The sequence below is a fragment of the Chthonomonas sp. genome, from assembly GCF_035294505.1.
GTDB lineage: Bacteria > Armatimonadota > Chthonomonadetes > Chthonomonadales > Chthonomonadaceae > Chthonomonas.
This window is the reverse complement of sequence record NZ_DATGKU010000053.1, coordinates 1-12,706: the sequence shown is the minus strand read 5'-3', so window position 1 is coordinate 12,706 and position 12,706 is coordinate 1. Positions and strand designations below refer to the sequence as shown.

Annotated in this window: 9 protein-coding genes; 5 read left to right on the top strand and 4 right to left on the bottom strand. The window is 55.0% G+C overall.

Annotated elements, in window-relative coordinates; all coding sequences use genetic code 11:
- Positions 1 to 44 precede the first annotated feature (44 nt).
- The 3 genes from VKV18_RS02490 to tsaD form a co-directional block, all read right to left on the bottom strand.
- A complete protein-coding gene (locus VKV18_RS02490; protein WP_324202650.1) occupies positions 45 to 1,316 on the bottom strand; it encodes a transaldolase family protein in 1,272 nt (423 codons plus the stop codon).
- A 381-nt stretch (positions 1,317 to 1,697) separates the two neighbouring features.
- Positions 1,698 to 2,966, bottom strand: coding sequence for an RNA methyltransferase (locus VKV18_RS02485; protein WP_324202649.1), 1,269 nt, complete (start codon positions 2,964 to 2,966; stop codon positions 1,698 to 1,700).
- A 10-nt stretch (positions 2,967 to 2,976) separates the two neighbouring features.
- Entirely contained in the window at positions 2,977 to 3,990 is a 1,014-nt protein-coding gene (gene tsaD / locus VKV18_RS02480; RefSeq protein ID WP_324202648.1) for a tRNA (adenosine(37)-N6)-threonylcarbamoyltransferase complex transferase subunit TsaD, read from the bottom strand.
- Between the two features lie 125 nt (positions 3,991 to 4,115).
- Here tsaD and VKV18_RS02475 point away from each other — a divergent pair, with 125 nt between their 5' ends.
- From VKV18_RS02475 to VKV18_RS02455, 5 genes are all read left to right on the top strand, one after another.
- Complete coding sequence (locus VKV18_RS02475) at positions 4,116 to 6,707, top strand: GH116 family glycosyl-hydrolase (RefSeq protein WP_324202647.1); 2,592 nt, start codon at positions 4,116 to 4,118, stop codon at positions 6,705 to 6,707.
- 200 nt (positions 6,708 to 6,907) lie between these two features.
- Positions 6,908 to 7,963 (top strand): NHL repeat-containing protein, encoded by a 1,056-nt coding sequence (locus VKV18_RS02470; protein ID WP_324202646.1) that lies wholly within the window; start codon positions 6,908 to 6,910, stop codon positions 7,961 to 7,963.
- 248 nt (positions 7,964 to 8,211) lie between these two features.
- Positions 8,212 to 9,192, top strand: coding sequence for an NHL repeat-containing protein (locus VKV18_RS02465; protein WP_324202645.1), 981 nt, complete (start codon positions 8,212 to 8,214; stop codon positions 9,190 to 9,192).
- Between the two features lie 232 nt (positions 9,193 to 9,424).
- Entirely contained in the window at positions 9,425 to 10,447 is a 1,023-nt protein-coding gene (locus VKV18_RS02460) for an NHL repeat-containing protein (protein WP_324202644.1), read from the top strand.
- Positions 10,448 to 10,676: 229 nt separating this feature from the next.
- Entirely contained in the window at positions 10,677 to 11,696 is a 1,020-nt protein-coding gene (locus VKV18_RS02455) for an NHL repeat-containing protein (RefSeq protein ID WP_324202643.1), read from the top strand.
- 49 nt (positions 11,697 to 11,745) lie between these two features.
- Here the strand turns inward: VKV18_RS02455 and VKV18_RS02450 are convergent.
- Positions 11,746 to 12,706: AAA family ATPase (locus VKV18_RS02450; RefSeq protein WP_324202642.1), on the bottom strand; the 961-nt coding region annotated here is incomplete at its 5' end.

Below are 12,706 nucleotides of genomic sequence, written 5' to 3'. Positions count from 1 at the left end.
AGCTTCGCTCTCCCTCAGCTTCATGGTTCTATGATCGGTTGCCCCTAGGCCTCTGCGATCAGTTTACGGATGCGCGCATCCAATGCTTCCTGGTCAACTATGAACGACTGTAAGGCCGATTCGGTCATTAGGTCGTCAAGAGAGGCTCGCGCTTTCCAGCGTGCGAAATCGGGTATTTTCCCTGTCTCCCGAATCGCTTTCTGCTCTTCCGGCGTAAAGTTGCTGAACAGGCGGGTTCCATGGTCTCGATCCGCCTGCCGTAGGTCGTCTCCGGTTAAGTGAACTCCACCCCGCTCAGCAAGCTCCCTCGCGAACGCTTTGAACGCATCATCTACCGTCCATAGGAGGGCGATCTGGCGACGGGTTTCTTCATCGGCGTCCGCGTTCAAATGCACCTCATAGTCCTTGTTTACGCACGATTCGATGCTCTCCGGCTTTGGATGAGCAGCATAGAACTCTTCGACCGCTTTCGGAGGGGCTGTATACACGTCCACTCCGGCCAATGTTAATAGTTGCTCCCCACTTCGCATCGAAGCGGCGATCTGTTGCGTTGGAATATCCGGGTGGCTCTCGCGAAGCTCCCGTACCGCTCGCTGAGAGGCTAAGGTCGCCTTCTCACCAACGAACTTGCCATCACCGAGGTGATTATCGGCCACTACCGAGTTCAATCGTCCAAGAAACACATTACAGTAGTTCGGCTTCGAGAGCAACGCGGCTAAATAGTTTTGACGAGCTGAGAAACCAAGCGTGTAGTTGATGGGAATGCCCTCGGCGCGAGCACGGGCGACCGCACAAAACCCCTCCGGCGTCATGGGAATTTTCACAATGAAACGATCGGGATAAACTGCATAGTACCTTTGCGCATAGCGCACCGTCTTCTCGATGTCGTGGGCGATAGATGGATGCAGCTCAACGCTAACGAAGGCATCGAAAGCGCTCACCAGCCGAAGAGCGATGTGACAGTTGATAACGAAACCGATGTCCATCACCAAATCGTCTAGGGTAACGCTTGGCTCGACATCCCGAATCCGGCGGGCCGCCTCCTTTATATCTTCATCCATAATCCCGGTCTGAACCACCTGGTTAGCTAAGGTGTTGTTGGTGGTCAGTGCCGAGAACTCTTGCTTCCATAACTTACGTGCTGCCTCCAAGTCCCCTGTATCCATCCAGAGTTGCGTTCCCAACTGCCGCAGTTTTGCTAACGCCGGGTCGCTGGCTACATCGCGAACGCGTTCTGGTGGGTTCTTCACTTGGGTCGCCAATTCGGCCACAAGGGCCTCACGTTGTGTCATATCCGATAGAGAAATCGTTGCCATTTTGTTTACTCCTTTCCTGCTTTCTTATCAGGAAAAACCTGAGAAGCTCGCTACCGCCTCGAATGCCATGATGTTATTCCACAGAAAACGCGGCAAAGGAACCGCTATCTCTCCAAAGCCACAGGCCGGCACAAGAGAAAACCTCGTTCCGTGCCAACACCATTGTTGTACCCCTCTAACCCTCCCCGGCGCAATCCTAACTCCGCCTGGCTCGCCTTGACGGCATGCCTAAAAGTTATCCGAGGCTTTCCGCCCCCATCTCTTTCGGACAGGAAACGAGCACTCCACCTCTTTAAGCTTGCCGATGGGAAGCGGGGATACGGCCAAGCAAACTTCCCTTAAGGGTGCGGCTTTCGGCCGAAAGCTAACACCAGGTCACCTCTATATTGTACCTATGGAATTCGGTGTCTCTCTTGGCGGGCACTTGGCGCACCCTTGCCGTTGTATCTCGTAAAGCAAAATGCCCGCAGCAACGCCTACATTGAGGGAGTCTTGACCGGCCATCATGGGAATCCGAACCTGATGGGTACACACCGTAAGCACCTCTTTAGTCAGGCCATGCTGCTCATTACCTACTAACAAAAGGAGGGGCGGTCGGAAATCCAACTGCCACAGAGTCTCCGTGGCCGAACCTGTTGCGCCTATCACCTCTATACCCTTTGCTATAAAGGTTTGCAAGACAGTCGGTAAGTTGTCGCAATACAGTAGTGGCATCCGTCCTACGGCACCTCGTGCCGCTCGAACGCAATTTTTATGGAACGGGTCTGCCCCTTCTCCAACCACCACAATCCCTTCTGCCCCAGCCGCATCGGCAGTTCTCAACGTCATTCCAAGGTTGTCGGGATTAGAGATATTCTCGGCTATCAATAGGACCGACTGAGGACTTAGATAAAAATCGGTCAATGTCCGCAGTCCTGCTTCAACTACGGCTATGACGTGTGGGACAGGCCGCGTTGTGGTGAGCTTAGCCATTAATCCTCCATTCAGGCACGCCCTAGGTACCCCCTGTAAGCAGGCCTGTTCGTGCAGCTGACGACCTAAGGGATCGCTCTTCAACTCCGGCGTGTACAGCAGCCAGTGGATCGGCAGCCCATCCTCAACCGCACGCAGACACAACAGCTCTCCCTCGATGGCAAAGCATCGCTTGGTTTTACAGTCTGTTCCGTGCAAAAGAGAGCGAACTTCAAGGAGAACCGCGTCTTTGCTTCCTTCCACCATGCACTCCACTAAAGATCGCCTTCCGCGCCTCCGCCCAACCACCTTGCAAAGTGCATCATCCGTTCTTTTTTCTTCATGCAGGTCTATCAAGTCTGCAACCCCGTTACGCATCCACTCGGCAACGAACCCCAATTCAACCCAAAGCCCTCGTGGCAGCGTCAAAAGAAGCTCTCGCAACGCGCGCTCACCGCAGGCGTACAGCAGAAAGGCCTGGCATAGCTCGTCGCCCATGCCTACCGCCATCACACCACGTACTTCGCCGGTTAGTCCCCTGCGCATAACCCAGCGCAGAGGCATAGAATCGGGAAGGCCGATCCATTTGTGAACTAGAAAATCCAACTTCTCAGAGGGGCAGGCCGAATGACTTGCCAAGCTATCCTCGATCAGCTCCCTCAGAGCAGCTTCCCGCTTCAAAAATTCTGGCAGGTTCAAAGTTTCCCTCTTAAGCACGTTGGAACGTAGCAAGTGGAGCCGTTGCAAGTGTGTCAAAACTTAAGGCGTCCGGCCCACAGGTATGGTATCGCCAATAACCGGCGGCGGCGATCATGGCCGCATTATCGGTACAAAGCATCGGTTCGGGCATCACCAGATGAACGCCCTCCTCAACAGCCATCGCCTTCATCCGGCGTTGCAACAGCCGATTGGCCGCTACCCCTCCTACAACACAGGCTGTGTTTACCCCTGTCATCTGCAAGGCACGACGCAACTTCGTCACCAACACATCCACAATAGCAGCCTCATAGGAGGCCGCTACATCCGCTAACGGAGTGGCACCCCGATCTTTGTCCAGAAAGGTACGCAAAGCCGTTTTAAGCCCGCTAAAGCTAAAATCTAGACCCTCAGAGATCATACCTCGCGGGAAAGGAACACGCTCTGGATCGCCGCCCACCGCGAGTTTTGAGAGGTTAGGCCCTCCAGGATAGGGAAGACCAAGCAAGCGTGCCCCCTTGTCAAAAGCCTCGCCGGCTGCATCATCACGGGTGGCACCCAACAACGCATAACGACCATATCCTTCCATCCAAACAAGCTGTGTGTGCCCACCGGAAACGATCAGCGCCACGATAGGGTGCCTCTCATGGAGCGTGCTATCTGCAAGAAAAGCCGAATAGAGATGCCCCTCTAAATGGTGTATGGCTACAATGGGCCGCTTCAAAGCCATGGCCAGAGCTTTCGCCGCCGAAACACCCACCAACAGAGCGCCCAATAAGCCAGGCCTATTCGTCACGGCAATAAGCCCAACCTCACTTAGCTTTGTCTCTCCAACCGCCAACGCTTCCCGCAATACCGGTATAAATCGCTCGACATGATGCCGCGAAGCGACCTCCGGCACGACCCCACCATACCGCGCATGCAGGTCTACCTGGCTGGCCACAATGTTAGAGCGGATTCGCGCTCCACTCTCCACAACAGCCACCGACGTCTCGTCGCAACTGGTCTCTATGCCTAAAACTTTCATCTCAGCCCATTATACTGTACCCCAACGACGATTTGCTTCATAAAAACACCTATCCTCTCCTAAAACAGGAGTCGCGAAGCCCCATGAAGAATAACCCCTCCAAATGCAATAGGTCTGGGAGGTCTATGCCAAGCAAATCTACCCCGCACCGCCACATCTATCGTGGCAATAGTTTACGTGAGATCGCCTTTCCTCTCGGCGGCATCGGCACCGGCACCATCTCCCTCGGTGGCCGCGGCGACCTGAGAGATTGGGAGATATTCAACCATCCCGGCAAGGGCTTTCACCTGCCTTTCACCTTCTTTCTCGGTTACTTCGAGATCACCCATGGCGAGGGTTTTGCCCGTGTGCTCGAAAGCCGCATTCCACCACCCTATAGTGGCTCCTCTGGTCTGCCAACAGGCAGGGTTCCCGGTCTCCCCCGACTTCGTTCTAACACCTTTCGAGGGGAATACCCATTCGCATGGCTCCATTTTCATGATGACCACCTGCCCGTTCAACTCTCTCTAGAGGCGTTCAATCCGTTTGTTCCCATGGATGTGGAAAGCTCGTCGCTGCCGGTCGCTCTCTTTCGGTGGAAGGTTCGCAATCCCACAGAACATGCCATATCCGCAACCATAGCCCTTTGCCTTTTGAACCCCATCGGCCTCACCGGCCACGAACTTCCCGGTAGCCGCTACCATCAACAGCTTGGACGAAATCTCAACACTTGGCAAGAAGAAAACGCCCTGCACGGCATCTTTATGACCGGCGAGAAACCCCAACCCTCCGACCCTCACTATGGCGATATGACCCTCATGACCGATTGGCCTCATGTCAGCTTCAGGCTTCGATGGGAGCGCGCCGGCTGGTGGGATGATGCCCAAAACTTTTGGGACGATTTCGTGCAGTCTAAAGGCCGCCTTTCCAGCGATCCTCAAGCCTCCCTCTCTCCCGATCATCAAAGCGATGTCGCCACCCTTGCGCTCCATGCGCATCTGGCCCCAAAAAGCAGCGTCGAGTTGCCTTTTCTCATTGCCTGGCGTTTCCCCAATCTCGTTAACTACTGGAACTCGGAGCCGGAGGTGCAGCGGAAATATATCGGCAACCACTATGCCACTCGTTTTAACTCTTCGTGGGCGGCTGCGCGCCATACCTTCGAGAACCTGGCCGATCTTGAAAAGGCAACTCGTGCTTTTCATCATGCCCTCTATCGCTCTACCCTGCCGCCATGCGTCCTTGACGCGGTAGGAGCCAATCTCTCAATCCTCCGCTCTCCCACCGTTCTGCACACCGCCGATGGCCGCATGAACGCATTTGAAGGCTGTGGCGACAGAGGAGGCTGCTGCCCGATGAACTGCACGCATGTATGGAACTATGCAATGTCCGCTGCTTTCCTCTTTCCTTCGCTGGAGCGCAGCGTGCGCCTCACCGATTTTTGCCACAATACCCGCCCCGATGGACACATGGCGTTTCGGACCCTCCTTCCCCTTAGCCAAACCCTATGGCAGTTCAAGCCGGCCGCCGATGGTCAAATGGGCACCATCCTTCGCGCCTATCGTGAATGGACACAGTCCGGAGATAGGCAGTTCCTACAGACCGTTTGGCCAGGAGTGCAGCGTGCCCTCGAATTCGCCTGGCAGCCAGACTCTTGGGATGCCGATCAAGATGGGGTCATGGAAGGCGAACAGCACAATACCTACGATATTGAATTCTATGGCCCGAACCCTCTCTGCAGCATCCTCTATCTCGGTGCCCTTCGCGCTGCGGAAGAGATGGCCAAAGCGTTGGGCCTCCACGAGAAGGCCACAGAATACCGCCAGCGCTATGAACAAGGCAGCACCCGCCTTGTAGAACTTCTGTGGAACGGGGAGTTTTTCCGCCAAATCGTTGCCCCTACGAACTCCAGTGCGTTTCAGCAAGCATCTTCCCATCGGTTTCCTTTAGAAGCGGAGCCACTCCATCAGTTCGGTGCCGGCTGCCTCTCCGATCAACTCTTGGGTCAATGGATGGCGCATATTGTGGGTCTTGGCTACCTCCTGCCGCCCGAAATTGTTAAAAAAGCGATAGAAACGGTTTTCCGCTACAACTGGAAACCCGATCTGTCACAACATGCCAGCGTCCAGCGTTGTTATGCTCTTAACGACGAGGCGGGGCTTCTGCTATGCACCTGGCCGTATGGCAAGCGGCCACGTTATCCGTTTCCCTATGCCGACGAGGTGTGGACAGGCATTGAATATCAGGTGGCAGGACATCTGATCTACGAAGGCAAAATCGAGGAGGGCCTTGCCATCGTACGGGGCGTGCGAAATCGTTATGATGGGGAGCGCCGAAACCCATGGAATGAGTTTGAATGCGGGCATCACTATGCCCGTGCGCTCTCTTCCTGGGGTCTACTTCTCGCGCTCAGCGGCATTCGCTACTCAGCCCCTACAAACACCTTAGAAATCCTCCCTCGGTGGCCTGCCGATCCGTTCCGATGCCTCTTCACTGCCGGCACCGCGTGGGGCACTGTGAATTTAGACAAAAAAGGGGTTTTAGAGGTGGAGGTGCTGTGGGGGTCTTTCGAGCTTGCCGGCCTGCGTCTGCCTCCCACCTTCGGGCCAACAACCACAGCTTCCCTTCAGAAACAGCCTGTCCCCGTCACCTACCAAGAAGCGATGCTGTATCTTCGGCCCGCTTTACACCTCAAAGCAGGCGACAAGTTTCGCATAGAAGCCTCTTCAGGTTCATCGTGAGGGAACCTATGCCTCACGCATTCTGTCAAAGCAAATACCGTAGAGGTGAACTTCAACCGATTTTCGGTGCTTCGTAGACTACATGCAGGATTCTGTAGGAAAAGTGCCAAAATAAAGAGCGTGCGTTTATAAGCGCCGATCACTCTTAGTAAACCTAAGCCAACGTTCATTGAAAATCTCAAATTTCGGGGGGAATATGTATGGATAGACGTAAGTTTCTGCAACTTGGCCTTCTAGCACCTTTCGCCCTGCTGGCAGGCTGCGGTGGGGGCGGTGGCAGCCCTTCTTCTGGCGGCGGTGGTGGCTCCGGAGGTAGTTCAGGAGGCGGCAGTGGTGGTAGTGGTGGCTCCGGAGGCGGCAGCGGTGGTTCCGGTGGTGGCAGCGGCGGCTCTTCAGGCCCGGCTATCTATGTGACCGATCAGGGAAATGGCAGAGTCGTTAAATTCAACGACTTCACCGGAACCGGCTGGACAACCTACGGCTCCATCGGTTCCTCACAAGGCCAATTCAACCTGCCGGGTGGGCTTGCCGTTGATAGCCAAGGACGTATCTACATCTCCGATTTTCAAAATGCCCGTGTTGTGCGCATCAACGACATGACCGGTACCGGCTGGGTTGCCCTTAGCAGCCAAATCTCTCTCGTGGGGCCCTACGATGTTACACTAGACAGTTCCGGCTACATCTACGTTGTTGACTTCGGTGGCCAACGCATCGTTCGTGTGTATGATATGAACGGAACCGGTGCTGTGGCGCTCGGACAATTGAACAATCCTGGATCGGGGGTAGGTCTCTTCCACGGCCCGGTTTCGGCAACGGTGGACTCCAGCGGCCGCATCTATATCGTCGACTCCAACAACAACCGCATCGTGCGCGTCAACGATATGAGTGGCTCTGGGTGGATTAGCTATGGGGTGGCAGGCACCGGTCAAGGGCAGTTCAACCAGCCTGGCGGTATTGCCCTCGATAGCAGTGGTAACATCTACATCTCCGATACTCTCAACCATCGCATTATCCGCATAAGCGACATGAACGGAACCTACTGGACGGCTTTCGGAAGCCAAGGAAGCAGCGTCAACCAATTCAACGGTCCCGTTGGCATCGCCATCGACTCCCAAAATCGCATCTACGTGGTGGATAACGGCAACGATCGCATTGTGCGCATCAACGACATGACCGGAACGGGATGGACTACCTACGGCACTAACGGCCATGGAGTAGGCAACTTCATCAGCCCATTCGGCATCGCGCTTCACTAATTCCCCCCAAATTCTATCCTGTTACGGGCATCCACCCTTTCCCCGCGGATGCCCGTAACGCTCTCGCCCTCCAGGCCTGATATCGGGTTAAAGCGGCCTTTTACGCCCCCTTCACGAAGGGAAGCTCCTGAGGCAGCTCGCCTTTAGGAGAAGGGCGCTTCCTCTCCGGCAAGCCAAACCCTCAAATCGGTTATACTAAACTGTGGTTCTCGCTAGAAGGAAATAAAAGTTCATCGAAGGGATTAGGAATGGAACGACGTGAGTTTCTTAAGCTGGCACTGCTTACCCCCTTAGCCCTCCTCACCGGTTGCGGCGGTGGCAGCGGCGCTCCTTCATCCGGCAGTGGTTCCGGCAATGGCGGCGGCCCCGGACCCACCATCTATGTGACCGATCAAGGCAATAATCGCGTGGTTAAATTCAACGACTTTATCGGCACAGGATGGACAACCTATGGTTCGCAGGGTAGCGGCACAGGGCAGTTTGGCCTTCTTGGAGGCATCGCCGTAGATAGTCAAGGCCACATCTATGTGGCGGACTATACCAACGCCCGCGTTGTCTCCTTTAACGATATGAGCGGCACTGGCTGGACGGTGCTCAGCACCGCCATCTCTTTGGTCGGTCCCTACGGCGTAACCCTGGATAGCAACGGCCTTATCTACATTGCCGACTTCGGTGGGCAGCGCATCATCCGCGTCAACGACATGACCGGCGCCGGGGCGCTCTATCTGGGCACCTACAAACAAGCGGGTACCAACCAGGGTCAGTTTAACAATCCTACCGCTGTAACCCTCGATGCCTCCGGGCACATCTATATCGTGGATTCCAACAACAACCGCATTGTTCGCGTAAACGATATGACGGGGGCAGGCTGGACAACGTACGGCGTTGCAGGCTACGGTCAAAATCAGTTCAACCTCCCCAGCAATATCGCCCTCGATAGTAATGGCAATATCTATATCGCCGATACCCTCAACCACCGCATCGTGCGTGTGAGCGACATGAACGGAACCAACTGGGCCGCCTTTGGAACCCAAGGGAACGGCATCAATCAGTTCACCGGCCCTACAGGCATTGCCATCGACTCCCAAAATCGCATCTATGTCGTAGATAACGGCAATAACCGCATTGTGCGCTTTGACGACTTCAACGGCACAAACTGGATAGCCTACGGTTCCGGTGGTAAGGGTGTGGGCAATTTCTTAAGCCCCTTTGGCATTGCGCTGCACTGAGCCTTCCTGGTGAGACAGACCATAAAGCCTGTTTCTACTGCACCTTCTGTCTATCGTTTTTTATAGAGACTTCAAAGGGTGTGAAATATTTCACACCTCTTTTTTTGCTTTCTATCGTATAATAGTATGTGGGCTGTGAGCCACTGCGCTCTCTTCCCTTCTGCTCGCAGTGCTCACCACAAACCCACCAACCTAATCTATCACAAACATCACTCTGTGGAGGACATGCAACATGAACCGAAAAGAGTTCCTTAGAAAATCTCTCCCTTCGGGCGAAAGAGGCGTGGACAGACGCACGTTTCTGCAACTCGGCCTTCTTGCACCTTTCGCCCTGTTGGCAGGCTGCGGTGGAGGCGGTGGTAGCCCTTCTCCTGGCGGCAGCGGTGGCTCTGCAAACCCGACTATCTATGTGACCGATTTCGGCAACAATCGCGTGGTTAAATTCAACGACTTCAACGGAACCGGCTGGACAACCTACGGCTCTCAAGGAAACAGCACAGGGCAGTTCAATACCCCTCTTGGTATCACGGTAGATAGCCAAGGACGTATCTATATTGCCGACTCCGGCAACGATCGGCTTGTGCGGATGGATGATATGAACGGTACCAACTGGGTTACCCTTAGCAGCAAAATCGCTCTGGTATCGCCCGTCGGTGTTACTCTAGACAGCTCCGGCAACATCTATATTGTTGACTCCAACGGCCAACGCATTGTTCGTGTCTCTGACATGGCCGGTAGCAATCCAGCGTACTTAGGGGTCTTAAACCAGTCTGGTTCGGGAACAGGTTCCTTCAACGAGCCGGCTGCGGCCGTGGTGGACTCCGGCGGCCACATCTATATTACCGATGACGGCAACAATCGCATCGTGCGTGTCAACAATATGACGGGGGCAGGCTGGACAACCTATGGGACGTCAGGCGGCGGTCAAGGGCAGTTTGGTGAACCTACAGGTATCGCTCTCGATAGCAGTGGTCGCATCTATATCAGCGATATTGGCGCCAGTCGCATCGTTCGCATGGACGATATGAATGGAACCAACTGGATCACCTTTGGAACCTTTGGGAACGGTACTAACCAGTTCTACGCCCCCTTCGGCATCGCCATCGACTCCCAAAATCGCATCTATGTAGTGGATCGCCGCAATAACCGCATCGTGCGCTTTGATGATATGAACGGAACCAACTGGGTCGCTTATGGCATACAAGGCTCGGGTTTAGGTAACTTCAACAACCCCTCCGGCATCGCGCTGCATTGAGCCTGCCTGATGAGACAGACCATAAAGCCTGTTTCTGCTGCACCTTCTGTCTGCGGTTTTTTATAGAGACTTCAAAGGGTGTGAAATATTTCACACCCTCTTTTTTGCTTTCTATCGTATAGTATATGGACTGTGAGCCACTGCGCTCTCTTCCCTTCTGCTCGCAGTGCTCACCACAAACCCACCAACCTAATCTATCACAAACATCACTCTGTGGAGGACATGCAACATGAACCGAAAAGAGTTCCTTAAATGGAGCGCCATCGCGCCTCTGGCCGTTTTAGCAGGGTGCCACAGCGAGCAAAACGGCTTGAATGCACCTACAGCCCCATCAAGCACCCCCACCGCCACGAACACAGCGCCCACCGGCACTCCAAATCCTGCCGAAGTGGAGAGCGTTAAAGACGCCATCTACGTGGCAGACCCAGGCAACGACTGCATTGTGCGCTTCCAAGACTTCAATGGCAACGGCTGGACAACTTTCGGAGGCCATGTCAGCGGTTTCTCAGGCCCCACCGCCGTTGCCTTAGACAGTAGCGGACGCATCTACCTTACCGACAGTTTCAATGACCGCATCGTGCGCATGGACGACATGAATGGCAAAAACCTTACGGCCTTTGGCTCAACAGGCAATGGCAGCAACCAGTTTCACTACCCCGTCAGCATTGCCATAGACGCCAAAAATCGCATCTATGTTGCTGATGATCAAAACAATCGTATCGTCCGAATAGACGATATGAACGGTACCAACTGGGTCGCCTACGGCACCAAAGGAGTTGAGGAAGGTCAGTTCCAATCGCTAAAAGGGATCGCGCTCGATAGCAAGGGCAGAATCTACATAATGTCCCGAGACCGCATCATCCGCATTGACGATATGAACGGCACCCACTGGACGACGTATGGCACCTCTGGAACCACCAAGGGGACGTTCTCGAACCCCGAACAGATCGCCCTCGACAGCCACGATCGCATCTATGTCTGCGATCTGAGCAACAATCGCATCGTTCGCATCAACGACATGACCGGTGATGGTTGGGTCGCCTTCGGAACGGCCGGCAGCGGCACCCATCAGTTTAACTTCCCCTGTGGTGTTGCCCTTGACCCCCAAAACCGCATCTATATAGTGGACCGAGGTAACTATCGAGTCGTGCGAGTAGACGATATGAACGGAACGAACTGGGTGACCTTGGGATCACAAGGAACGGGTGAGGGCAAGTTCTACAATCCCTCCTATATTGCCTATCGCTAAAAAAATGGGGAAGCGGCAATGACGCCGCTTCCCCTCGCCATTCCCTCCTTTAGTTTCCGACCGCCGTCGCCTCAACGACTTCAGGTGCACGCTGGAAGGAGAGAACCCCCTCCGCGTTTGCGTCTACAAGAATGTGGTCGCCCTCACGAAACTCACCGGCCAGTAGTTTCTGGGCCAACGGGTCGGCGATCAACCGCTGGATCGCGCGTTTCAGCGGCCGCGCCCCATAGACCGGGTCGTAACCGGCCAACGCAACCGCCTCACGCGCCTTAGGCGTAAGCGTCAGCGTGATCTTCCTCTCGGCCAGGCGCTTGCGTAAAAGCCCGAGCTGTATCTCCACAATCTCCCGAATCTCCTCCATCGTCAAGCTCTTGAAAAGAATGATCTCGTCAATACGGTTCAGAAACTCCGGCCGAAAGTGGGCTTGTACCGCCTCCATCACCCGTTGTCGCATGAGCGCGGGATCGGTGAGTGCAAGCTCCTGAATGATATGGCTGCCGATATTCGAGGTCATGATCACCACGGTGTTGCGGAAATCCACCGTACGCCCCTGCCCATCGGTCAAGCGTCCATCATCCAGAAGCTGCAGCAGCACGTTGAAAACGTCTGGATGCGCCTTCTCGATCTCATCGAAGAGGATCACCGAGTAAGGCCGGCGCCGAACCGCCTCCGTCAACTGGCCTCCCTCCTCATAGCCCACATATCCCGGCGGGGCACCGATTAGGCGAGCGACGGAATGCTTCTCCATATACTCGCTCATATCAATGCGCACCATGGCGCGTTCGTCATCAAAAAGGAACTCCGCCAAAGCGCGCGCCAACTCCGTTTTACCCACGCCGGTCGGACCGAGGAACATGAAACTGCCGATGGGCCGGTTCGGATCGGCCAAACCGGAGCGCGAACGCCGAACCGCGTTGGCCACCGCCGTAATCGCCTCGTCTTGCCCAACCACGCGTTGGCGCAGTCGCTCCTCCATGTGGAGCAGCTTCTGCATCTCGCCCTCCAACATA